General features: G+C 72.1%; 19 protein-coding genes. 13 read left to right on the top strand and 6 right to left on the bottom strand.

The genetic code is table 11. The features are described 5' to 3' along the window. Positions 1–5: 5 nt before the first annotated feature. Genes KIK09_RS39135 through KIK09_RS39120 form a run of 4 tightly spaced genes read right to left on the bottom strand, consistent with a single transcriptional unit; the run spans position 6 to position 4,367 of the window. Complete coding sequence (locus KIK09_RS39135; RefSeq protein ID WP_214324528.1) at positions 6–1,298, bottom strand: ABC transporter substrate-binding protein; 1,293 nt, start codon at positions 1,296–1,298, stop codon at positions 6–8. 25 nt (positions 1,299–1,323) lie between these two features. Continuing rightward, complete coding sequence (locus KIK09_RS39130; RefSeq protein ID WP_214324527.1) at positions 1,324–2,133, bottom strand: carbohydrate ABC transporter permease; 810 nt, start codon at positions 2,131–2,133, stop codon at positions 1,324–1,326. Positions 2,134–2,139: 6 nt separating this feature from the next. Further along, the gene (locus KIK09_RS39125) at positions 2,140–3,063 is read right to left on the bottom strand and encodes a carbohydrate ABC transporter permease (RefSeq protein ID WP_214324526.1); all 924 of its coding nucleotides are present in this window, start codon (positions 3,061–3,063) and stop codon (positions 2,140–2,142) included. Beyond that, entirely contained in the window at positions 3,060–4,367 is a 1,308-nt protein-coding gene (locus KIK09_RS39120; protein WP_214324525.1) for a glycoside hydrolase family 36 protein, read from the bottom strand. Before KIK09_RS39120 ends, KIK09_RS39125 begins: the two co-directional genes overlap by 4 nt. 135 nt (positions 4,368–4,502) lie before the next feature. Between KIK09_RS39120 and KIK09_RS39115 the strand changes: the two genes are divergently transcribed. Both KIK09_RS39115 and KIK09_RS39110 read left to right on the top strand, forming a co-directional pair. Then, positions 4,503–5,672 (top strand): ROK family transcriptional regulator, encoded by a 1,170-nt coding sequence (locus tag KIK09_RS39115; protein ID WP_214324524.1) that lies wholly within the window; start codon positions 4,503–4,505, stop codon positions 5,670–5,672. A 127-nt stretch (positions 5,673–5,799) separates the two neighbouring features. Beyond that, the gene (locus KIK09_RS39110; RefSeq protein WP_214324523.1) at positions 5,800–8,718 is read left to right on the top strand and encodes an AfsR/SARP family transcriptional regulator; all 2,919 of its coding nucleotides are present in this window, start codon (positions 5,800–5,802) and stop codon (positions 8,716–8,718) included. Positions 8,719–8,720: 2 nt separating this feature from the next. Here the strand turns inward: KIK09_RS39110 and KIK09_RS39105 are convergent, their stop codons facing one another. Together KIK09_RS39105 and KIK09_RS39100 are read right to left on the bottom strand one after the other, a co-directional pair. Continuing rightward, positions 8,721–9,524, bottom strand: a complete 804-nt coding sequence (locus tag KIK09_RS39105; RefSeq protein ID WP_214324522.1) for a ParB/RepB/Spo0J family partition protein — start codon at positions 9,522–9,524, stop codon at positions 8,721–8,723. A 207-nt stretch (positions 9,525–9,731) separates the two neighbouring features. Then, positions 9,732–11,828, bottom strand: coding sequence for a B12-binding domain-containing radical SAM protein (locus KIK09_RS39100; RefSeq protein WP_214324521.1), 2,097 nt, complete (start codon positions 11,826–11,828; stop codon positions 9,732–9,734). 262 nt (positions 11,829–12,090) lie between these two features. On the opposite strand from KIK09_RS39100, the gene KIK09_RS39095 reads away from it, so the two are divergent. The 11 genes from KIK09_RS39095 (at position 12,091) to KIK09_RS39045 (ending at position 23,106) form a co-directional block, all read left to right on the top strand. After that, a complete protein-coding gene (locus KIK09_RS39095) occupies positions 12,091–12,276 on the top strand; it encodes an aroma-sacti cluster domain-containing protein (protein WP_214324520.1) in 186 nt (61 codons plus the stop codon). Between the two features lie 70 nt (positions 12,277–12,346). Continuing rightward, entirely contained in the window at positions 12,347–13,699 is a 1,353-nt protein-coding gene (locus KIK09_RS39090; RefSeq protein WP_214324519.1) for a radical SAM/SPASM domain-containing protein, read from the top strand. A 6-nt stretch (positions 13,700–13,705) separates the two neighbouring features. Further along, complete coding sequence (locus KIK09_RS39085; RefSeq protein WP_214324518.1) at positions 13,706–14,257, top strand: flavoprotein; 552 nt, start codon at positions 13,706–13,708, stop codon at positions 14,255–14,257. Then, complete coding sequence (locus KIK09_RS39080) at positions 14,254–15,510, top strand: MFS transporter (protein WP_214324517.1); 1,257 nt, start codon at positions 14,254–14,256, stop codon at positions 15,508–15,510. Before KIK09_RS39085 ends, KIK09_RS39080 begins: the two co-directional genes overlap by 4 nt. Beyond that, positions 15,507–15,689, top strand: coding sequence for an aroma-sacti cluster domain-containing protein (locus KIK09_RS39075; RefSeq protein ID WP_214324516.1), 183 nt, complete (start codon positions 15,507–15,509; stop codon positions 15,687–15,689). The genes KIK09_RS39080 and KIK09_RS39075 overlap by 4 nt, the downstream gene beginning before the upstream one ends. A 1-nt stretch (position 15,690) precedes the next feature. Continuing rightward, complete coding sequence (locus KIK09_RS39070; protein WP_214324515.1) at positions 15,691–18,792, top strand: adenylate/guanylate cyclase domain-containing protein; 3,102 nt, start codon at positions 15,691–15,693, stop codon at positions 18,790–18,792. Continuing rightward, positions 18,789–19,658 carry a S8 family serine peptidase gene (locus KIK09_RS39065; RefSeq protein ID WP_214324514.1) on the top strand — a complete coding sequence of 290 codons (870 nt, stop codon included), beginning with the start codon at positions 18,789–18,791 and terminating at the stop codon, positions 19,656–19,658. Before KIK09_RS39070 ends, KIK09_RS39065 begins: the two co-directional genes overlap by 4 nt. Beyond that, positions 19,645–20,292, top strand: coding sequence for a GAF domain-containing protein (locus KIK09_RS39060; RefSeq protein ID WP_214324513.1), 648 nt, complete (start codon positions 19,645–19,647; stop codon positions 20,290–20,292). Before KIK09_RS39065 ends, KIK09_RS39060 begins: the two co-directional genes overlap by 14 nt. Continuing rightward, entirely contained in the window at positions 20,289–21,317 is a 1,029-nt protein-coding gene (locus KIK09_RS39055) for an ATP-grasp domain-containing protein (RefSeq protein WP_214324512.1), read from the top strand. Before KIK09_RS39060 ends, KIK09_RS39055 begins: the two co-directional genes overlap by 4 nt. A gap of 3 nt (positions 21,318–21,320) precedes the next feature. Continuing rightward, positions 21,321–22,595 carry a YcaO-like family protein gene (locus KIK09_RS39050; protein WP_214324511.1) on the top strand — a complete coding sequence of 425 codons (1,275 nt, stop codon included), beginning with the start codon at positions 21,321–21,323 and terminating at the stop codon, positions 22,593–22,595. Between the two features lies 1 nt (position 22,596). Next, complete coding sequence (locus KIK09_RS39045) at positions 22,597–23,106, top strand: TOMM precursor leader peptide-binding protein (protein WP_214324510.1); 510 nt, start codon at positions 22,597–22,599, stop codon at positions 23,104–23,106. The last annotated feature ends 936 nt before the right edge of the window (positions 23,107–24,042 follow it).

The following is a 24,042-nucleotide window of genomic DNA, read 5'->3' as shown; positions in this document are numbered from 1 at the left end:
GGCTCCTACTTGATGGTCGCGTTGCCCGCGGTCACGGCCTGCTCCAGGCCCTGCTTGGGCGGGATCTTGCCGAGGTAGATCTCGTTGAAGATCTCGTTCAGCTTCGACTCGAAGCCGGTCCAGCCGGTCACGATCGGCATGTTGAACGTCGTGCCCTTGGACTCCTCCAGGTACGGCGAGACGTCGATGTTCTTGGCCTTCCAGAAGTCGACGTAGCCCTGGGCCAGGGTGTCACCGGTGAGCGCGGGGAAGATGTAGCCCTGGTCGGCCATGGACTTCTGCGCCTCGTCCGAGCTGAGGTACTTGGCGAGCTTCATGGCCTCCTGCAGGTGCTTGCCCTTGGCGTAGACGGCCTCGCCGAGCCCGTTGATGTTGACGGCGCGGCCCTTGGGCCCCTCGGGCATGGCCGCCACGCCGATCTCGAACTTCACGCCGGGCGCCACGAACGGCAGCAGCGCGTTGTTGGCGGGGAACATGGCGACCGTGCCGCCGGTGAACATGTCGGTCGCCTTGCCGGTGGGCGGGTTGGTCTGGGTGGCCGGCGGCGAGACGTGGTACTTGGAGATCAGGTCGACGCCGAACTGGACGGCCTGAGCCGAGGCGTCGTCGTTGAAGGTGTAGGTGCCGAACGGCTTGTCGACGAGCTTGCCGCCGTTGGACTCGATCCAGTTCATCCACTGGGTCTGCGAGTGGTTCCACGACCCGAAGCCGTAGGTGGCGATCTTGTCGGGGTTGAATCCGGGATCGTCGGGGTGCTTGCCCGCCTCGTCGGTGGTGAGCTTCCTGGCCACCTCGACCAGCGTGCCCGAGCCGTCGGGGGCCCAGGTGAGCTTGTCGGGCATGGTGACGCCGGCCTTCTTGAACAGGTCCTTGTTGTACAGCAGGCCGGGCATGCCCCAGTCCTTGGGCACGCCGTACAGCTTGCCGTTGTAGGTGTTGGAGGACACGACGTTGGGGTGGTACTTGGAGGTGTCGAGCCCGAGCGGGCTCAGGTCGGCCAGCACGCCCTTGGTGGCGAACTCGGGGAAGTAGCCGGGCGACATCCAGAACACGTCGGGCGCGCTGCCGGCGACGGCGTCGGCGGTGAGCTTGGTCCAGTAGTCGTCGTAGGGCATCACCTCGATCTTGACCTTGATGTTCGGGTTGGCCTTCTCGAAGCCGGCCATCACCTTGTCGTAGCCGACCTTCTGCTGGTCGTCCCACAGCCGGTAGGTGAGCGTCACCGTCCCGTCCTTGGCGGAGCCCGAACCGCAGGCTGCGAGCGGGAGGACGGCCAGGACGGCGAGAGCGAGGCGCATGCGGGGGGATTTCATGGGGTGCCTTTCACTTCAGACCGGTCAGCACGACCGACCGGACGATGTATCTCTGGAAGAAGATGAAGATCGCGACCATCGGCACCAGCGCGATCAGGCCCCCTGCCATGATCCGCGAGTAGTCGACGCCGATGCCGACCTTGAGCGCCGCCAGCGCCACGGTGATGACCTTGGTCTCGTCGCCGCCGCCGGTGATGATCAGCGGCCACATGAAGCTGTTCCACGACGAGATCACCGTGATGATCGCCAGCGTCCCCAGCGCCGGCTTGCACAGCGGCAGCAACACCCGCACCAGGATCGTCAGCGGCCCCGCGCCGTCGATGCGCGCGGCCTCCTCCAGCCCTGCCGGCAGCGACCTGAAGAACTGCCGCATGAGGAAGATCCCGTACGGCGTGCCGAGGATGTAGGGCACCAGCAGCCCGCCCCAGGTGTTGATCAGGCCGAGCTTCTGCATGATGAGGAAGAGCGGGATGACGGTCACCGCGACGGGCACCATCATGGTCGCCACGAACACCCAGAAGAGCACGTCCCTCCCGCGGAAGCGGAGCCGGGCGAAGGCGTAGGCGGCGAACGTGGTGAACACGAGCTGGCCGATCGTCAGCGCGAGGGTCATGAGCAGCGTGTTGAGGATGTAGTGCGGGAACTCGCCGCCGAGCAGCGCGGCCAGGTTGTCGGTGGTGGGCGGATTACCGGGCAGCCACGGCTGGGTCGAGTGCAGCTGCGTCTGCGTCTTGAACGCCGTCAGCACCACCAGCAGGTAGGGGAAGACCGAGATGATCGAGCCGATGACGAGCGTGGCGTAGAGGAGGATTCGCTTCATGGCCCCTCAGCTCAGGTCGTAGGTGGTGCGCTTGCCGAAGAACCTGACCTGGGTCAGCGTGACCAGCAGGATCACCAGGAACAGCACCAGCGACAGCGTCGAGGCGTAACCGAAGTCGAACTCCTTGAACGCCACGTGGAAGATCTTGTAGTTGATGACCGACGTCGACTCGCTCGGACCGCCGGCGGTCATGGAGTAGATCGTGTCGAACGCCTGGAAGGCGCCGATCATGTTGGTCACCGTGACGAAGAACATCGTGGGGTTGAGCAGCGGCAGCGTCACCCGCCAGAACCGCTGCCGGGGCGTGGCCCCGTCGCAGGCGGCCGCGTCGTAGAGCTCCTGCGGGATGCCCTGCAGCCCGGCCAGGAAGAACAGCATGTTGTAGCCGGTGTTCTGCCACACGTGCACCAGCGCGACCGCGGGCAGCGCCAGCGACGTCTCCGACAGCCAGGCGGGGCCGGTGATGCCGAACAGGTCGAGGAACTGGTTGATCGCGCCGTCCTTGGGATCGAAGATCCAGCTCCAGACCAGGCCGAGGACCATGGGCGTGGCCATCCACGGCACGACGAACAGGGCGCGGAAGAACTTCACGCCCCTGACCTTCTGGTTGGCCAGCAGGGCCAGCCCCAGGGCCAGCACGGTCTGCAGCGGGACGCACAGCAGCACGTAGGCGACCGTGATGCCGAGAGAGCTCCACACCGAGCCGTCGCCGGCCATCTTGCGGTAGTTGTCCAGGCCGACGAACGTCGGGTCCGACAGCAGCTCCCAGTCGAAGAAGCTGAGCACGAAGACGATGACGACCGGGAGGATCAGGAAGGCGACGACGCCGAACAGGCTGGGGCCGATGAACAGGTAGGCGTGCCAGCGGCCCCGGCGCCTGGTCCTGGTCTTCCGCGACGCGAGGCGCCGGGTGAGGGCTTGCGTCGTCATGCCGGCTCCACCGAGGTGGGGATCATGAGCTGTCTGGTGGTCTCCAGTCCCCACGCGTCCAGCGCGGCGATCGGGTCGCTTGAGCCGCGCAGCCCGCCGGTCGTCGCGACGAAGGCCGCCCACTCCTGCCTGGCCTCCACCTCGGGGCGCAGGATGATGCAGTCGGGGTCGTTGACCCACCAGCGGGCGTGCAGGAACTCCCTGGCCCCGCTGGTCAGCCGGGCGCCGAGCTGGGAGGGCTGGCTGATGTCGCCCGACTTGGGCAGCAGCGTGGGCGCGATGTCCGGGCCGACCCGCATGACGTCCACCAGGCCGATGCTGGGCAGCATCGGCGCGCCGCAGCCGTGCAGGGTGGCCTCGGGGCCCGCGCCCCGGCGGATGAGTTCCAGGCCGCGGCGGTAGGCCTCGACCGGGTCGACCTCCTCGTGGCGGCGGCCGTGCAGCGCGCCCGCGTAGACGAAGTCGAGCTTGAAGTGGGTGATGCCCTTGCCTGCCAGCTCGCTGAAGACGTTGACGAGATGGGCGGCGGCGTCGGGGTGGGTGACGTCGAGGACCGCGAGGTCCTGGTCCCACATGCGGCCGGCGTGGGCGTCGCCGACCAGCCAGTCGGGGTGTTCCTGGAAGATCCGGCTGCGGTGGCCGACCAGGAAGGGGGCGGTCCAGATGCCCGCCCGCCTGCCCGCGCCGGTGACCGTGCCGACCGCCCTGTCGAGCGAGCCGAAGCCGGGGCGTAACTCCAGCCAGTCGCCGATCTCCGCCTCGTAGCCGTCGTCGATGAGGAACATGTCGGCGCCCAGGCCGTGGCGCTCGCACAGCTCCAGGTTGTCGATCACGTCCTGGTCGGTGACCTTGTCCCAGTAGCCGTACCAGGTGCACCACATGGGGGGCACCGCCGTGATCCTGGGCGGGGACGACCCGGCCATCGTGTCCGCCCACTCGCGCAGCGCCGCGTCCAGGCCCGCCGTACTCCAGTGCAGGACGGGGCCGTCGGCGGAGACGACGACGCGATCCCCCTGCCTGCGTGCCCTGATCGAGGGGACGTGCAGCGGGTCGGGCGCGGAGAAGACCTGGACGGGCCCGCCGTCGCCGGGGTCGACGGCCAGCAGGCCCTCGCCCTGGAACTGGCCGGCGGGCACCGGCGTCTCCGGCCGGTAGCAGAGGGTCTGGATGTTGCCGTCGGCGGCTCTGGGTGGGGTGTCGCCGAGACCGTAGGAGCCTGAAGGGCTCCACGACTGCCAGCCGTGCTCGAAGATCCGCGCCCGGTCTGGCAGGCACCCGATCTCGCCGACGTCCGCGAACGGCATCTGGCTTCCTTTCACCTACTTACGAAGGAGCGCTTCATTACTAGCATTGACGATCGGGGCGGTCAATGCCCGTTCTTGCGCGATCGCTGGCATACTTGAGCATGACTTAACCAGGACACCTGCATTAGGACAACGATGGCCAAACTTCGCGGAGGCGACCTGTCCCGGCTCAGGCAGCTGAACTCCCTGACCGCGATCGGGGCGCTGCGCGGGGCCGAACCGCTCACCCTCTCGGCGCTGGCCGAGCGCACGGGCCTGTCGCGTCCCTCCACGAAGGAGGTCGTCGACGAGCTCATGGCGCTGGGCTGGGTGGAGGAGGTGCCGCCCACCCAGGGCACGATGGGCAGGCCGGCCCGCCGCTACCGCTTCCGCTCAAGCAGCGGCTACCTGGTCGGCCTGGACATCGGCGGCCACAACATCCGGGCTGCGCTGGCGGACCTCGACGGCGAGATCCTGGCCGAGACCAGGCAGCCCGTCCTGCCGGACACGCCGCTCGAGGAGCGCCTGGCCGCGATCGAGCGGGCCGTGGCCGGCTGCCTGGCGCTGGGCGGCAAGACGATCGCGGACGTGTGGATCGTCGCCGCGGGCACGATCGGCGTGGTCACGCCCGCGGGCCGCATCCTGTACTGCGCCGCGATCCCCGCCTGGACCGGGCTCGACCTGGCCGGGCACCTGCGCGAGATGTTCCCGTGCGAGGTCCTGGTCGAGAACGACAGCCGCCTCGCCGCCAGGGCCGAGGCCAAGCGCGGCGCCGCCCGCGGCGCGAGCGACGTGGTGTTCCTGCACGTCGGGCGCCGGATGGGCGCGGGGCTCATCATCGGCGGCAGGGTCCACCGCGGCTTCGGCACGGCCGCGGGCGAGATCGCCATGCTGCCGCAGTCACGCTGGTTCGACGCGCCTGAGCACCTGCAGACCTGCTCGATCATCCCCGCGGGCACCTCGCCCGAGGACGCCGCCGCCTACACGCTGGCGGCGGCCCGCGACGGCGACCCCGTCGCCCTGGACGCGGTCGACCGCTACGTCGACGACCTCGCGGTCGGCACCAGCGCCATGGTCCTGCTGCTCGATCCCCAGGTGGTCATCCTGGGCGGCGGCTTCTCCCGCTCGGCCGACGTCCTGCTGCCGCCGCTCAGGGAGCGCCTCGAACACGCCTGCATCCGCATGCCGGACCTGCGGGCCAGCACGCTCGGGGACGAATGCGTGGTGGCGGGCGCCATCGACTTCGCCGTCGACCACCTCGACCACCAGCTCTTCACCCCCGACACCCCGCTCCCGCCCATCAACGCCGAGACCGTTCCATCATGAAGACATGTCGCGATCCGCGGTGAGCAGCCGGTTTCGCCGGGAAAGTCGCGACTGAACCGGAAATATAGAGCGAACGGCGATCCTCGAGGCGGGACGTTCACCCGCGGCGATGCAAGGGGCGATCGAGGTGCCAAAAGAACTGGCGGCAGACCGTACGGCCGGCGAGGCGAGCACCGAGCACGCCGAGTTCCGCGTCCTCGGCAGGCTGGAGATCACGCGGGCCGGGCGGGGGGTGCGCCTGCCAGGGCAGCACGTGCACTGGCTGCTCGCCGTACTGCTGCTCTCCGACGGGAGTCCCGTGTCGGAGGACCAGCTGCTCCACCTGGTCTGGGGGCCGTCGGGGACCAGCGTGCGCGCGCTGCGCACCACCATCTCGCGGCTGCGGTCGTGGATGCGCGGCCACGCAGGGGCGGCGCACGCGATCGAGCACGTCAGGTCCGGCGGGTATCTCTTCGAGTTGCCCGGGGAGCGGCTGGACGCGGCGCGGTTCATGAGCCTCTACCAAGCCTCGGGACGCGAGCCCGATCCGGACGCCGGGCTGGGCCTGACGTTGCGGGCGTTGAAGGAATGGCGGGGCGTGGTCCTGGAGGGCGCGCCGGAGAACATCCGGGCGCATCCGGCGATCGGCCGGTTGGAGCGCGCCCGCACCGCGTGCGCGTCGCGGGCGGCGGATCTGGCGCTGCGCGCGCACCGGCCCGAGGCCGCGTTACGCCAGGTGCGTGATCTCGCGGCGGGCGCTCCCTTCGACGAGCCGTTGCAGGCGCGGCTGATCAGGCTGCTGGCGGCGACCGGGCGCAGGGCCGAGGGGCTGCGGCACTTCGCGCAGGTACGGCACAGGCTCGCCGACGAGCTCGGCGTCGATCCCTCCGACGAGCTGCGCGCGGCCCACGCGCTCCTGCTCCAGGAGCCACCGCGCACGGACACCGGCGCGTCCTCGCCGCCGCACTCGGGAACCGGCGCCCTCGCCAGTGCCGGGGGCACCACGACCGGGTGTGATTCCGTGGTGCCGGTCGCGGCGGAGTTGCCGATGGACGTGCGGACGTTCACCGGGCGCGCGCGGGAGGTCGAGAATCTCTGCTCGCTGCTGTCGGCGCCGCGGGGCGATGGGTCGGCGATCGCGTCGATCTCCGGATGCAGCGGCGTCGGCAAGTCGGCGCTGGCGATCCATGTGGCGCACAGGATCGCCGGGCTCTACCCGGACGGGCAGCTGTATGTGAACCTCGGCGGCTCCACCCCCAACGTCAGGCCGCTCGCCCCGGCCGCCGCGCTCGGCCGCATGCTGCGCTCGCTCGGGCTGGACGGCCAGGCGGTGCCGGTGGAGACCGAGGAGGCGGCGGCCAAGCTGCGTTCCCTGGTCGCGGGCAGGCGCCTGCTGATCGTGCTGGACAACGCCCTGGACGCCGCCCAGGTCCGCGACCTGCTGCCCGGCGACCGCGACGGCGCGGTCCTGATCACCAGCCGCAGGATCCTGACCGAGCTCGACGGTGTCACCCACGTCCGGCTTGATCTGCCTCCCGAGGAGGAATCCCTGTCACTGTTCGCCGGCCTGGTCGGCCGGCACCGGGTGCGGGCAGAGCCGGACGCCGCCGAGGACGTCGTCAGCCGGTGCGGCCGGCTCCCCCTGGCGGTGTGCATCGCGGCAGCCCGGCTCAACGCGCGCCTCACCTGGAGCGTGCGCACCCTGGCCGACCGGCTGTCCGTCGACCGGCACCGCCTGGGCGAGCTGCGGGCGGGCGACCGCGCGGTGCGGGCGAGCTTCGCGGTCGGCTACGACGAGCTCGACGCCGATGAGGCGCGGATGTTCCGGCGGCTCGGGCTGCTGGCCACGCCCGACGTCGACGTGGCCGTCGCGGCGGCGCTGGCGCAGGTCGAGGAACGAACGGCGGAGGACCTCCTCGATCGGCTCGTCGACCTGCACATGGTGGAGAACTACTCCCCCGGCCGCTACGGCATGCACGATCTGCTGCGCCAGTTCGCCCACGACCGCGCCCTGCGCGAGGAGGCGCCGCACGAGCGTGAGCGGGCGGTGCGCGAGGTCGCGCACTGGTACCTGGCCACAGCCCGCACGGCGTGCCTGCGCCTCAACCCGGACGCCGCCTGGCGCACGGAATGCGGATCGCGTCACCTGGACACCGCGGGCCGGCCGCTGGAGACCAACCAGCAGGTCCACGTCTGGGTCAAGGAGGAGGCGGCGAGCTTCGCCACGGTGCTGCGGCAGGCCGCGGCGGCGCTCGAGGACGGGCCGTCGCTGGTGGTGGCGCTGGCGGCGGCGCTCTATCTGCCGCTGGGATACCAGCGGCTGTGGAAGGAGCAGCTCGCGCTGTGCGAGCTGGCCGTCGAGGCGGCGGCACGGACGGGCGACCCGCTGCAGCACGCCATCAGCCACGGCGATCTGGGCGACGCGCGCTCGCACCTGGGGCGGCTGAGCGACGCGATCGACGAGCTGCGGGACTCGCTGGAGACCTACCGCGCCATCGGGCACGCGCGCGGCCAGGCGACGCAGCTCGATCGGCTGGCGGGCGCGCTCGGGCTGCTCGGCAGGTTCGAGGAGTCGATCGACTGCTACCTGCAGGCGCTTGAGCTGGATCGGCGGCAGGGCGACCGGTTCAACCAGGGCATCACGCTGAGCAATCTGGGGATCGCCTACCAGCAGGCAGGCCGCTACGACGAGGCGATCCAGGCGCATGACCAGGCCATCGTGATCCACCGGGAGGCCGACGACCCGTTCGGGCTCGGCAGCCTGCTGGGCAACCTGGCGGAGGCCTGGCGGCTCAAGGGCGATCCCGAGCGGGCGGCGGGCCTTTACCGGCAGGCGTTGCAGGCCGACGCGGACGCCCGCCGTACGGGCACCTACGACGAGGCCGAGCACTGGTGGGGGCTGAGCCGCTGCCACGACGACCTGGGCGAGCCGGAGGCAGCCAGGAAGTCCCGGCGGACGTGCGGAGCGATCCTGTACGACCTGGGGCTGATCACCGCCGCGGAGAGGCGCGGCATGGACGCGGAGCGGCGCCCGCCGACCCCGGAGATCATCCGCAGGAACACCTGAGGTCAGGGGCTACGGGGCGCGCCGCGGGCGGCGTCGCGCAGGAACGAGGCGATGATGCGGGCGCCCGCCCTGTCCTGGGTGAGGTTCCTGGTGCGCGCCCAGGCCCTGAGCGCCTCCAGGTCGGGGATGGTGAGCGTGACGATGATCTGCTTCACCGAGCCCGGCTTGTGCGGGGCGCGGCCGGCCTGCTCACCGGCGCTGAAGAAGTCGGACTGCTGGGCCATCGACATCCCGGCCACCTCCGCGGCGAGCTGCCTGAGCTGCCGCTCGTCCACCTCGCCGCGCTGGCAGTGGTCCTCCAGCTTGATCGCCGTCCTCAGGTCTATCGCCCCGTCCCTGACGAGCTCCTTCAGCTCGGGCCGCAGCCGGTCGAACTTCACGTATCGCCGCACCCTGCCGTACGGCAGGCCGAACCGCTCGGCGACCGCCTTGATCGACCCGTACCGGTTGTACAGGCTGGTGCAGGCGTCGATGAGGTCGAGCACGCTCAGGTCCCTGCGGATGAGGTTCTCGGAGATCGACAGGGCGCTGGCGACGTCGCGGTCCGGCCGTTCGTCGATGACGGCCGCGGTGATCTCGCTGGCGCCGAGCCTGCGCATCGCCAGCCAGCGCCGCTGGCCGGCCAGGATCTCGTAGTGGCCGTCGTGGTCGTTCAGCGGGGCGACGATGATGGGTTCCAGCTGGCCGTGAACGCGGATGTTGGCGACGAGCTCGTCGATGTCCTCCTCGACCTCGCGGGTGCGCACCTGCCGGTCGCCGATGACGAGCCGGTCCAGGGAGATCTTCTCGACTCTGCTGAATGACACCACTCTTGCCCCTCCTCGGCTCGAGCGCTCGACATCCCGACGATGACATCGGCCGATGACAGCTCGTTCACACCCGGCCGCCGCCGGCTTCATCCGGGTTACAGGGCCGGTGATCCTAAGAAACATCGCGGTGGTCCTAAGACCAGTGCGGGTCGCCGCACTGGTCTCAGGCCCCGGCCCGCCAGGCCGCCTGCCGGCCGGCGGACGTCAGGCATCGCCTCGCATGCGTGCGGCCAGCGTGACCAGCTCCGTCAGCCGTTCCGTGGGAAGGCCGGGGTCGTGGGCGTCGAGGGCGACGACGGCGCCCGACGGGGTGATCGCGACGGTGGCGGCGCCGCGCCTGGCCCGGCCGGGCCAGGCGAGCCAGGCGCTCATCCTGCTCGAGGTGGCGCCGCCGTCGCGCTGCTGCGCGAAGTACTCATCGCGCAGGTCCTCGAAGCGGGTGAACTCCTCGACGTTGCGGAAGGGGATGTCGAGCCGGGCGACACGGGCGAGCCTGCCGGCGGGTTCGTCGCCCGGGCTGCCCGGGGTCAGCCGCGGGCCGTACCTGCTGAAATAGAGCAGCGTGTGCGCGGTGTCGAGGCCGCCGACGAAGGGCCGGTCGTCCATCGTCCTGACGAGCGCTGCGGCGCGCTCCTCCCCCACGCGGCCGTCGGCCTCTCCTGGCCACTGCGGCGTGCGCTCCAGACGGCCCTGCCAGGGCAGGTAGCGGGCGATGTCCTGGGTGGCGGGCAACGGGAGGATGTCGATGTCGAACCTGTCGGGGTTCTTGGCCACGATGGATCCCGGAGTGAGCGAGAACGTGCCGATGCCGGCCAGGGCCCACAGTTCGCCGTGCTCGATGAGGAAGTCGTAGGTCCGCTCCGCCTCGTCGGCGCGTTCGGTGGGGAACCCGATGAAGCCCATCATCTGCACGCCGATGTCGTGTTCCGCCAGGTGGCCGAGGATGGCCGGAACCTCGGCGAGGTTGACGCCCTTGTCGATGAGGTCGAGCACGCGTTGCGAGCCCGACTCGTAGCCGAAGGAGATGGCCACGCATCCCGATCGCCTCAGGCGGCGTGCCATGTCGCTCTTGGGGAAGGTCCGCTCCAGCCGCAGCTCAGCACTCCAGCGCACGCCGGTGCCCGCATCGGCCATGGCCTCGCTCAGCCTGCGCAGGTATCTGGGGGACATGGCGTCGACGGAGAAGTAGACCGTCCTGCCGATCGCGGACATCGCGGCCAGGTCCTCGAGCACGGTCTCGACGGGCCGTTCCCTGGAGGGGGAGGTGGGCCTGTCCAGGTTCAGGCCGTAGTCGCAGAAGGTGCACTTGTTCCAGTAGCAGCCGCGGGTAGGGCTGTAAAGGACGACGGGTTCGGGAGTCCAGTAGGAGTCCCACTGCCACACGTCGTAGGCGGGGGCGGGCAGCTCGGCGACGTTCTCGTAGGTGATGGGCGGCGTGTCGGGCGTCGACCCGTGCGTCAGGATGCCGGGGATCCCGTCGAAGCCGCGACCGTCGTGGACGGCGCGCAGGATGTCGCAGAAGGGCGACTCGCCCTCGCCGGGCACGATGATGTCGGCGTCGCTGAAGAGCTTCCAGTAGTTCTTCGGTTCCCTGGCCAGGCGCACGTCGTCGCAGACCTCGGTGCCGCCGAAGACGATGACGGCGGACGGCAGCGCCGCGCGCGCCTCCCGCGCCAGGCGCAGGGCGGCGGGGAGCTGGCCGGTGAAGGCGACGGAGAAGCCGACCACCGCCCATTCGCGTTCGCGCAGCACGTCGGCGAAGGCGCCCTTGATGTACGGGTCGAAGGGGGCGGTCAGCCGGTCGATCACCGCCGGATCGCACAAGTCCTGGTAGGAGGACAGGTTGACGACGCCGCCCGGCAAGATGCCGAAGCCGTCGATGCTCTTGGGCACGCCGTCCAGGCAGAGCAGGTCCTGCCAGCGCTTCATCACCAGGACCGCCTGGCGGTAGGTCGGGTAGTGGTAGAAGGCTTCCTCGTCCTTGAAGACCTCGATCGCCCTGCTCACCAGGTCGGGGGTGAGCGTCTGCGCCGCCAGCGCCGACTCGTAGGTCAGCTCGTCGAGCCTGGTGAGCCGTGGCAGGTGCTCGATGCGGTCCCTCGCCTCGTCCGCCCTGGCCAGCAGGGCGGCCACCTGGTCGGGGCGGGCCAGCTCGTTCAGCGCGTCGATGTTGGCGTCGACGCAGCGCTCGCCGGTGAAACCGGCCGCCCGCGCGGCGCCGACCAGATAGGGAATCGAGTGGTAGGGCTGTGTCGGGTCGGTCAGCGGTGGATTCACCAGCAGATAGGGCAGCGTGCTCACCCTGCGACTCGTCCGGCGGACCGCTGGCGCCTGGGTGAGGAAAACCGGCATCCCTGCCTCCGAGAATTCTGACATCCGTTGCTCGCTCAGGCGCAGCGTACTTGAGCAGGAAATTAATAGAAGTGCTTTTTAAGAATTGCCCGGCTTGTCTTAGGAACACGTCTTAGGAATTCGCCCGAAGAAACACCTGGACACGTTCTGCGGGGCTGCTTATCGTCGGCCTCGACAGCGGACATCCGCATTCGGAAAAGAGGAGTCAAGCATGTCCAACGATCCCCTCGAGCCCCTGCGCGCCGCCGGCCTGGACAGGCTTCCCGAGTCCCAGCGGGCGGTGTTCGAGGAGCTGAGCCCGGAGGAAATGCGCGTGGTCAGCGCCATTCAGGAGCGCCTCAACGCCGCAGCGCCCGAAGTCGAAGGACAGATGAACAAGAACAACTGCCTCTGCTGACGGCGGAGCCCAGCCGGCCCGCCCGTATCGCGCGGGCCGGCAACCATCTTCGCGCGGTGAGGAGTGAAACGTGCAGGAGAAGATCGGCCACTATTTCGTGGTGAGCGACAATGTCTATGACGACGGCTCGGGCCTGCGCGTGAACATTGTTTATGCGACGCGCACGGCGGAGCTGATGTTCGTCATTCCTGAGGTCGCGGACGCGCTGCGCGCGGGTGAGCTGGACCCGGTTTCCCCGGGCATGCGCGCGGCGCTGCGCGAGGCGCAGATCGTGGTCCCCGAGGGCCAGGACGAGCTCGACGAGATCCTGAGCCGCAACCGGGCGGCGGCGCTCGACAGGTCTCTGGTCAACTTCATCCTGCTGCCCACCTCGTACTGCAACATGGGCTGCGCGTACTGCGGCCAGGAGCACGTGCGCGGCGGGCTCACCGCCGACCACCGCGACCGGGTGCGGGCGCGGGTGCTGCGCGCGATGCGGCTGCCGAGCACGCGGCGGGCGCTGGTCGACTGGTTCGGGTCGGAGCCCATGATGGGCTACGCCGTCATCCGTGACCTGAGCAAGCACTTCGTGCGAGAGGCCGACGAGCGCGGCATCGGGTACTCCTCCCAGATCGTCACCAACGGCTCGCTGCTCAATAGCAGGAACCTCGAGGTCCTGATCAAGGAGTGCCGGGTCGAGAAGTTCTACCTGACCGTGGACGGCCCGCCCGAGGTGCACGACGTCCACCGGCCGCTGAAGAGCGGCGGCGGCTCGTTCTGGAAGATCGTGCGGACCATCAGGGCGGCGCTGGACCGCGAGGACTACCGGCACGTGGTGTTCGACTTCCGCACCAACGTCGACGTGCACAACCAGGACAGCGTCTCGCGCTACATCGACCTGATGGCCGAGCTCGGCTTCGACAAGCCGAACGTCAACTTCACCCTGGCCCGCGTGCGGCCGTGGGGGAACGACGTGTCGGCGATCGAGCTGGCCGACCGCGACTACGCCGAGCGCGAGCTGGGCTGGCTGCGGCGCATGCAGGAGCGCGGCCTGCCGTTCATGCGGATGCCCAGCCTGGCCAAGCGGGTCACCTGCCCGGCCGTCAAGGCGACGTCGGAGCTGATCAGCGGCACCGGCAACATCTTCTCCTGCACCGACCACCCGCTGGTGCCCGAGTCCGAGCGCACTTCGGCGCTGGCCCACATCAGCCAGGACGACCTGACCGTCTTCCGGCCCGAGGGCGAGTTCGACGGCTGGTACGACGAGGTCGAGCAGGGCAAGTCGTGGTGCAGGGACTGCGTGTTCCTGCCGACGTGCGGCGGCTCGTGTCCCAAGGCCTGGCACGAGGGCAACCCGCCGTGTCCCGGCTACAAGTTCAACGTCCAGGGGCGGCTCGATCTGGCGGCTCAGCGCCTCGGCCTGCACCCCGTCGAGGCCGGGTGATCCAAGGTGGGCTCGCGGCTGCTCGTCGGCGCCTGCGGCGCGGCGAACGTGATGAACCTGCCCGGCTACCTGCTGGAGCTGCGCAGGCTGCCCGGCGTACAGGTCAGGGTCGTCATGACGGCGAGCGCCGCCAGGTTCCTGCCCGCCCGTACGCTCGCCCTGGTGAGCGAGACCGTCTTCTGCGACGGCGAGCACGACTTCGAGCCAGGGCACGCGCGGCTGGCGCGCTGGGCCGACCGCTTCATCGTGCTGCCCGCCACGGCGGACGTGCTCGCGCAGGCCGCGCACGGTTTCGCCGGCAGCCTGCTGACGGCCGCGCTGCTGGCGCACGAGGGCGCCGTGATCTTCTTCCCCAGCATGAACGAGCAGATGTGGCGCAAGCCCAGCGTCCAGCGGAACGTGGCCCAGCTCAAGGCCGACGGCCACCACATCGCCGGGCCGGTGATGACGCGGTGCTGGGAGATCGCCGGGCAGGACGACCGGGTCGGCCCCGGCCTGCCCTCGCCTGCGCAGGTGGCGGGGATCGTCGGCGACATCATGAAGGAGGACGCCGCATGAGCCGCACGCCGCTGACCCTGCCGGCGTCGGGGCCGATGGCCGTGCGGGGATTCCCGTGGCTGCTCGCGGGCCAGTTCACCTCCAGCGTCGGCGACCTGTGCTACGCGATCGCGCTGCCGTGGCTGGTGCTGTCATCGGGCGGCGGGCCTGCCCTGCTCGGCGTCGTGCTGGCGTGCTTCGGGGTCAGCAGGGCGGTCGCGATCCCGGCGGGCGGCGTGCTGGCCGACCGCTTCGGCCCACGTGTGATCATGCTGGTCACCGACGCCGTCCGCTTCGGCCTGGTCGGCGTGCTCGCGCTCCTGGCCGGTACGGTCACCCCGTCGCTGGCCGTGCTCGCGCCCATCGCGGTGGCGTTCGGAGTCTGCAGCGGGGTGTTCGTCCCCGCCTCCTACGCGCTGCTGCCCGGCATCCTGCCGGAGAAGGACCTCACGGCGGGCAACTCGCTGTCGACGGTCGCGACGGAGCTGGGCACGCTGCTCGGGCCGGCGCTCGGCGGGATCCTGGTCTCCCGCCTGGGTCCCTCGCCCGCCCTGCTGGTCGACGCGGGCTCCTACCTCGTCTCCGCCGCGGCGCTGCTCGCGGTGCGCGCGCCGCGCAGGGAGCAGGCGCCGGCGCAGGTCGCCGACGGCCACGCGGTGACGTTCGGGACGGTGCTGCTCCAGGGCAGGCTCCTCCAGGTGCTGCTGGTGGCGGCCATCATCGGCAACGTCGTCTACGCGGGCATCGCCGAGGTCGCCCTGCCGACGCTGGCCCACGAGGACTTCGGTGCCGGAGGCTACGGCGTCATGCTCGCCGGGCTCGGCGTCGGCATGATCGCGGGAGCGCTGCTTGCCAGGCCGCAATGGCGGCGTCCTCGTCCCGGCTACCTGCTGGCGATCCTGGTGCTGGTCATGGGCGCGTCGGTGGCGGCCGTGCCGTACTCCGGCGGGCTGGTGGGCGCCACGGTGTGCGTGACCGTGTTCTCCGTCGCCAACGGCTGGTCCGGCATCGCCATCATGACGATGTTGCAGCGGTGGGCGCCGCGCCACCTGCTGGCCCGGGTTATGAGCGTCATGCTGCTGGCGATGTCGGGCACCTTCCCGCTGTCGGTGGCGGTGACGGGCTGGGGCGTCGAGCGGTACGGCGTGGCCGCGTTCTTCGTGGTCGCCGGGTGCGGCATGGCCTGCGGCGGCCTGTGGGCGCTCAGCCGGCGGGTCTTCAGGAACTACCGGCACGGCGACCAGTTCGCCGAGAAAGGGGTGACCGCGTCATGACATTCGACGCTCTGGCCGCGCTGCGTGGCAGCGGCCAGTGGGTGGACCTGCTGTCCGCCGAGCAGAAGCAGGTGCTCGCGCAGCTGTCGCGAGCCGAGGTGGAGGTCCTCGTCCGGCTCAAGCGCCGCCTCGACGAGGCCGCCCCCGACGTCCAGGGCCAGGAACTCAAGGTCCTGTGACGTGGACGGGAGCGCCTGGGACTGCCGGGTGTGCGGCTCGCGGCTGTCGGACGGCGACCGGTTCTGCTCCTCCTGCGGAGCCGTCGCGGCGGTCGCGGAGGCGGGCCCCGAGGCCCGCAAGAACGTGGTCGTCCTGTTCGTCGACCTGGTGCGGTCGACGGCGCTGGGCGAGCGGCTGGATCCGGAGCTCCTGCACGGCGTGCTGCGCCGCTACTACGGGGTGTGCAGCGACCTGATCACCGAGCACGGCGGGGTGGTCGAGAAGTACATCGGTGACGCCATCATGGCGGTGTTCGGGGTCCCCGTCGCCCGCGAGGACGACGCGCTGCGCGCGGCGCGGGCGGCCCTGGCGCTGGTCGAGGCGGTGCACCGGCTGTCGGCCGAGCTCGGGCCGATCGAGGCGGACCTGGAGGTGCACTGCGGGATCGGCTCGGGCGAGGTGGTCGTGATCACCACCCCGGGGGCGCAGCTGCGGATCGTGGGCGACACGGTCAACACGGCCGCGCGGCTGCAGAGCGCCGCGGGGCCCGGCGAGACCCTGCTGAACGGCGAGGCCGCGCAGCTTGTGCGCGGGCGCGTCGGGCTGGAGGAGCTCCGGCCGCTGGCGCTCAGGGGGAAGGCGCTGCCCGAGCGGGCCTGGCGGGTGACCTCGGCTGTCGCGGCTCCCGCCGGTGCCCGCACCGCGATGGTCGGGCGCTCGGCGGAGCTGGACGGGCTGCTCGAGCGCTATCTCCGGGTGGTGGCCGAGGGGTTCTGCGGGTGCGTGCTGGTGCACGGCGAGGCGGGCATCGGCAAGACGCGGCTGGTCCTGGAGTTCACCGCCCGTCCCGAACTGGCGGGGGCGCTGGTGCTGACCGGCTGCTGCCAGCCGTACGGCAAGGACATCACCTTCCATCCGCTGGCGTCGATGCTGCGCGACTCACTGCCGGGCGGCTGGGTGGGGCTGGAGCGGCTGCTCGGCTCCGGAGAGCAGGGCGAGCGGGCGCGCAGGACCCTGTCCGCGGTGGCGGGCTCGCCCGAGCAGGCGGGCGGCGTGCCGGCCGGGGCCGAGGAGATCTGCTGGGCGGCGACCCGGCTGTTCACGGGCATCGCGCGGAGCCGGCCGCTGGTGCTGGTCTGGGAGGACCTGCAGTGGGCCGAGGGGGCGCTGCTCGGGCTGCTCGACGAGCTGACCCGCCGCCTGTCGGGCGTGCCCGTGCTGGTGGTCTGTGTCGCCAGGAACGAACTGCTCGAGAAACGCCAGGACGCGGGCGTGCCGGGCGCCGAGCGGATCGGCCTCGGCCCGCTGGGCCCTGCCGACACGCTCGGCCTGGTCGAGACGCTCACCTCCGGCGCGGCGGAGGTGGCCGGGCAGGGCCAGGACGCGGTCACCGCCAGGATCGTCGAGCTGAGCGCGGGCAACCCGCTCTTCGTGACGGCGATGATCGACGCGCTGGCCGACGACGGCTCTCCGCCGGCCGCGCCGCCGACGATCTCGGCGATGCTGCGGGCGCGCATCGACGCGCTGCCGCCCGCGGAGCGGCGCGCGCTGCAGTGGGCGGCCGCCTGCGGCAGCGACTTCGCCGACGACGAGCTGCTCGTGCTGGCCGAGCAGGACGGTACGGCGAGCGCCCACGTGCGCGTGGCGCTGGCGGGCCTGCGCAGGCGTGGCCTGATCCAGCCGCTGGGCGCGGGCCGGATGCGGTGCGGGCAGAGCCTGGTCCGCGACACCTGCTACGCGATGACGGCCAAGTCGTCGCGCGCCCGCTGGCACGCCCTGCTGGCCGAGCGGGCGCCGTCGCCGGCCGAGTCCATGTTCCACGCCGAGCGGGCCACGCAGCTGTTCCGCGAGGTGGGTCCCGACGAGCCGCGGCTGCCGGTGCTGGCGGGGCTGGCCGTACGGCTGCTGGCGGAGGAGGGGACGACGGCGCTGCACAGGCGCGACGCCGTCGCGGCCGGGTCGCTGTTCCAGCGGGCGCTCGAGCTGCACGCGGAGCGCGGGCGGCACTACGCCGACCTCACCGTGCGGTTGAGCGAGGCCAGGCTGGCGCTGGGGGACGGCGGCGGGGCGCTGGAGGTCCTCGAGGCGGGACTGGAGGGAGCCGCGGCTGACGGCCGGGTCGTGCTCAGGCTGCAGCGCGACATCGTGCGCTTCCGGCTGGGTCGGCTCGGGTTCGAGGCGGCGCGGGCGGCGATCGCCGCGCACGAGCGGCGGCTTGACCCGAGCGCGGTCGACGAGCTTGGCCGGTGCCTGATGCACCAGTTCAAGGCGTTCGTGGCGCTCGGCGAGGACCAGGTCGGCAGGGCCGAGGCGGAGTTCCACGCGGCGCTCGAGCGGGCGCGGCGGCTGGAGGAGCGCTGGATCGAGCACCGGCTGTCGAACGCGCTGTGCGAGCTGGCGCAGTGGTCGCCGGCCACCGTTTCCGAGGGGCTGCGGCTGTGCGGCGAGCTGCTGCGCGGGTTCGAGGCCGACCGGCTGCTGCTGATCCCCGTCATGGCGGCGCGGGCGCGCCTGCTCGCGCTGGCCGGACGGGTGGACGAGGCCAGGGCGGCGCTGTCGGCGGCGCGGCAGGACGCCGCCTCGCTGCGCGCGGCGTTCCCCGAGATCGCGATCAACCAGTCGGAGGCGGTGCTGCTGTCGCTGGTGGGCGAGCACGCGCCGGCCGCCCGCCGCTTCGGCGAGGCCGCGGCCATGCTGCGCGAGCAGGGGCACCTGCAGCCCGCGCTGACGCTGGAGGTGTACGCGGTGCGCGAGCTGCTGCGCTGCGGGCGGTACGGCACGGCCAGGGCGGCCTTCGACGCGCTGGAGGCGGGCGAGCACACCATCGGCATGGTGGCGCGGGCGCGGATCTGGCTGGAGCTGGTGCGGGCCCGGTTCGCGTGCGCGGAGGGGCGGCCGGCCGAGGGGTTCGAGCTGGCCGCGCGGACCCTTGACGGGATCTCCACGGACGACCCGTGCCTGCTCGGGGACGCCTGGTTCGAGTTCGCCGCGATCTCCCGGATGGCGGGCCGGCCGTACCGGGTGGCGATCGACGCGGCGGAGGCCCATTACCTCGCCAAAGGGGCGACGCTGCCGGCCGGGACGGTGCGCCGCTGGGCGGCGGGCGACGGAGGTGGACGGTGACCCTGCCCTGGCACGACGGCGAGCAGGAACAGTTTCCCGGGCTGCCGGCCTGGGGGGCGCCGACGTCGCGGCGCCCGCTACGCGGACTGCCGGCCTCCCGGCTGGCCGACGTCACCGCCGACTGGGCGTGGGGCGGCGCGGACGGCTCAGGGATCAGGGTGTGCGTGGTCGACAGCGGGATCGACGGCTCCCACCCGCTGGTTGCGCCGCTGGAGGAGGCCATGACGGTCCAGCTGGAGGACGGCCGGGCCCCCCGGATCGTGCCGTCGGAGCCCATCGACCTGGCCGGGCACGGCACGGCCTGCGCCGGCATCATCCGCTCGATCGCGCCCGAGGCGGCGATCTCGTCGATGCGGGTGCTCACCGAGTCCATCACGGGGACGGGGCGAGCGCTGCTTGCCGGGCTCGAGTGGGCGATCGAGTCGGGCTTCGACGTGGTCAATCTCAGCCTGTCCACCACCAAGCCGGAGTTCCTGCCCGCGCTGCACGCCCTGGCCGACCGGGCCTACTTCCGCCGTTCGGTCCTGGTCGTGTCCGCGCACAACATGCCGGTGCGGAGCTTCCCCTGGTCGTTCGCCTCGGTGATCTCGGTGGCCAGCCACGACCAGGCCGATCCGCTGCTGCACTACTACAACCCGGCGCCGCCGGTGGAGTTCTACGCCAGGGGGCTGGCGGTGCCCGTCGCCTCGCCCGGCGGCGGGCAGACCCGCAACAGCGGCAACAGCTTCGCCGCGCCGCACATCACCGGCCTGTGTGCGCTGATCCTCAGCAAGCACCGCTGGCTCACCCCGTTCCAGCTCAGGTCGGTGCTCTTCCAGACCGCGCACAACGTCACCCACCACGGAGCACGCCATGCCCCTGCATGACTACACGCTGCCGGATTCCCGCCCGGAGGGCCGGGCGCCGCTGACCGAGCGTCAGCTGCTGCACTCGGTGGTCGAGATGGCGCGCCTGCTGTTCGGCGCGGCCGCGGCGTCGATCTTCCTGGTCGACGGCGACACCGGGGAGCTCGTCTTCGAGGCCGTCTCGGGGAATGGTGATGCCCACCTGCCCGGCACCAGGTTCCCCTCGGGGACCGGCATCGCCGGCTGGGTCGCGATGAGCGGCCAGCCCGTCCACGTCGACGACCTGGCCTCCAGCACGCTGTTCGCCCGCGGCTCGGCCGAGTCGACCGGATTCGTGCCGAACAGCCTGATGGCCGCGCCGCTGATCAGGGAGTCGGACTGCCTCGGGGTGCTGGAGGTGCTCGACCCGTCGGCCGCCCCGCGCGGCGAACTGACCGATCTGGACGTGCTCGGCCTGCTCGCGGTCCAGGCGGCCATCGGGCTGGAGATCCTGATCCGCGCCCGTGGCAGGGCGAACGGGGCGGCACTGGCCGACGAGCACGCGCTGCTGCTCGAACGGATTGGCGCGGCCATGAGCACGGCCGCTCCCGCCACGGTGACGCTGGCCGGCAACCTGCTGGCCGCGGCGGAGGAGGTCCTGGTGGGGCGGCGATGATCCTCGACCATCGGACGCTCGTGCTGTCCGCCGATGCCCACCCGGGCGCGGCGGACCCGGCTGGCTCGGCCGCCGGCGGGTGCGTGGTGTTCTTCACCAGGCGCGCCGACGCCGAGGTCTCCGCGCTGGAGCGGCTGCTGGCCCTGGCAGGAGTCCCCACCCGCCGCGTCGACGCCGACGCCCTCGGCCCGATCCAGCTGGACCTGGCCCGCCCGGGGGTGCTCCGGCTCGGCGAGGGCCTGGTGCGGCCCACGGCGTGCTGGACCCGCAGGTTCTGGTCCTCGGCCATGACGGACCCGCGGACCGCGGCAGGGCTGCTGCGCCGCCAGTCCTGGCTGGCGCTGGTCCGGCAGTCGCGGCTGCTGGCGCCGCACGACCTGCCTGGCCCTCGGCTGGGGCTGCTCGAGCAGCTGGCCGGCGCCGCCGCGGCGGGCGTGCGCGTGCCCGCGACGGTCGTCACGACCGCGCCGGCGCGGGGGGCCGGGCTCCTGCCCGGTGACCGGGTGGTGGTCAAGACGCTCGGCCCGCATTTCGTCGAGCCCGAGCCGGGCACGCTCGACGGCGTCCTGCCGCGGATCCTGACGCGGGACGAGCTCGCGGACGGCGAAGGGCCGGTGCCGCTGGTCGTCCAGGAGTACGTGCCGCACCTGGCCGAGTACCGCGTCTACGCCATCGGCGACCGGCTGGTCGCCTTCGAGGTGCGCAAACCCTCCCCCGAGGCGATCTGGCACGACCAGGAGACGGTCGAGGTACGGCAGGCGGACTGCCCCGAGCCGGTGGCCGGGCTCGTCACCGGGCTGGCGGCGCGCTGGCGGCTCGGGTTCGGCGCGTTCGACGTGCTGCTGACCGAGGACGGCGCCGTGCTGCTCGAGGTGAACGCCGACGGCGACTGGCTCTGGTACGAGGCCAAGGCAGGCACCCGGGCGGTCAGCAGGCAGGTCGCGCTCGCCGTACGGGATCTGCACCTGGCGGCGGGCGGACGGCTCGCCGGGGGCGCGGGGCTGCCCGCGCTGCTGGGAGGGTGACCGATGGCCACCAGCCTGCTCGACCTGGCCGGCCCGTTCGGGGCGGTCGGCCGGCCGCAGCCGGTCGCCACCGGCGGCTGGCTGCCGCGCGAGTGCTCGATGTTCACCTCCTGGACCGGCAACCCGTCGGCGGTGGGCGGCCCGTTCCGCCGCAACGCGAGGACCGGCTACGGGATCGGCCGCGCCTACGGCGACCCGGAGCGGGCCCGGCTGCTCGCGGTCGCCGAGGCGCTCGAACGCTACGCAGGGCTCGTCGTCGACCGGCGGCGGCTGACCGTGGCCACCGCGGCGGAACTCGGCTCGCAGGCGCTGGATCCCGAGCGGATCCCGCGCTGCTCGGTGAGGGAGCTGGCCAGGCCGGGCTGTCCCGTGACGGGCTTCGACGGCAAGCGGCCGATCCGCTGGGTAGAGGCCGAGGAGCTGCGCACGGGCCGGCGCGTGCTGGTGCCCGCGGTCATGGTGTTCCTGGAGTTCCCCGAGCTGGACGCCGAGAACTTCTGGGTGCCGATCTCCACCGGCTGCGCCGTGCACACCGGCTTCGAGGCGGCCGCCGTCGGCGCGATCTGCGAGGTGATCGAGCGGGACGCGCTCGCGCTGACGTGGCTGCAGCGGCTGCCGCTGCCCAGGCTGGCGCCGTCCTGCCTGTCCGCCGCGGCCCGGTCGATCATCGACTGGTGTACGGCACGCGGCATCGACTCCCACCTGTTCGACGCCACCACCGACGTCGGCGTGCCCGTCGTGTACTGCCTGCAGACCACCGAGCGGGCGCCGCGCGGCGCCCAGATGGTGGGCGCCGCCTGCGGTTTCGACGTCGGCGACCTGGCCGAGCACGCGCTGCTTGAGACCATGGGGCTGCGGCCGGGGATCCAGGAGCAGGCGGTGCCCAGGAGGTACGCCGACTACCGTTCGGTCGACGACGGCGCGGCCGCGATGGCGCGCAGGAGCAGGCGCGCGGCGTTCGGCTTCCTGCTCGGCGAGCGGCCCTGCTCGGCGCCGCGGGAGGCGGGCCCGCGCTCGGATCGGGAACGGCTGGCCTTCCTGCTGCGGCGGCTGGAGCGGCTCGGCATGGGCGCGCTGGCGGTCGATCTCACGACGCGGGAGCTGCGCGAGAGCGGGCACGTCGCCGTCCGGGTGCTGATCCCCGAGCTGCAGCCGATGTCGGCCCGCCCGCTGGTGCAGTACCGCGGTCACCGGCGCCTGTTCACCGCGCCGCCCCGGATGGGCTTCCGAGCCCTGCCGGAACACCGGCTCAACCCCTACCCCCAGCCGATGGCGTGAGATGGACATCTGGATCAGCCCCAGCGGGGACTTCGGACACAGCTTCGCCGAGCAGCTGCGCGCCCTGCTGGCGGGCACCGGGCGCACGGTGCGCGTGGCCGGCGAGCCGGGGCCCGGTTTCGCGGTCCGCGCCGCGTGGCGGGACGTGCCCGCCGAGTTCGAGGCGTTCGCGGCCACGGCGCGGACGCCGTGGCTGGCGGTGGCCCAGGCGCATCCGTACCTCAGGGTCGGGCCGGCCGTGGTGCCGGGTATCGCGCCCTGCCACGAGTGCTACCTCACCCGGGTGCGGCAGCACGGTCCGGCTGACGGCGTCGAGGCGGCCCTGGCCGCACATCCGGAGGTGGGGGTGGGCGGGTTCGCGCCGCACCAGGTCATGATGGCGGCGGGCATGGCGCTGGCGCTGATCGACACGGCGGAGGCCGGGACCCTGGTCACGATCGACTGCCGCACCGACGAGGTCGTCTCGTGGCGGGTGGTGCCCGCCCACGCCTGCCGGGGGTGCGGGACATGAACGCCTATCCGCGCCTCACCGAAGGGCTGGCCTTCATCCCCGTCGCCGACGGATACGTGGTCGAGGGCGGGCAACGGCGCCAGACCCTCACCGGGCCTCTCGCGCGCGACGTGCTGCCCGTGCTGCTTCCCCTGCTCGACGGCAGCAGGACCGCCTGCGAGCTCGGGCTCCCGCCCGCCCTGGTCTCCGCGCTGGTACGGCTCGGCCTCGTCAGACTGCTGGACAGGCCGTGGACGCCCGATCCCGAAGACTCGGCGTTGCGGGTCTGCCTGCGGCGCTCGTTCCCTCCGGAGCGGGCGGATGGCGTCTGGCGGCGGCTGCGCGCCTCGCGAGTGGCCGTCGTGGGCCGCCATCGGCTGTGCGGACTGATCGCCGCCGTGCTGACGCAGTCCGGAGTCGAGGTGGGGCCGGGCTCCTTGACCATCGCGGTGAACGAACCCGGCGTGGATGCCGTGCTGCACGTGAGCGCGGGCAGTTCCACGATCGCGCTGGGCCGTGTCGTCCCGGACGCGGGTGCGGACTGTTCCGCCGCGCTGGCGGGCGCGGCGGCCGGGACGATCGCCGGGATCGCCCTGCGCCTGCTGGGCGGGCACGGGCCCGTGCACAGGGACGTGCAGGTCGTGGAGTCGGGCGGGCGGGTGCGGGTGATCGGGCCGCCCGTCGTCGGGGCGGGCGGCGCGAGCAGCCGATACCTGACGGAACGCCGCCTGCCGCTGCCCGCGTGGCTGCGGGGCCTGCCCGCTCCCCCGGGCGCGGTCCGGCTCTACGTGCGCGACGGCGCGGCCTCGTACTTCGCCGACCCGATCGCGCGCGAGCTGGTCGAGCTCGCGGGGTCGGGGCGGCCCGGGGGCGACGGGCCCGCGGTCGTGCTGACGTGTCCCGCGACGCGCGCTTCGACGGGCGTCGAGGCGGGCATCGAGGCTGGCATCACGCTGG

The organism is Nonomuraea sediminis, assembly GCF_018531495.1.
GTDB classification, from domain to species: Bacteria; Actinomycetota; Actinomycetes; order Streptosporangiales; family Streptosporangiaceae; genus Nonomuraea; species Nonomuraea sediminis.
This window is presented reverse-complemented; position numbering and strand designations above follow the sequence as displayed.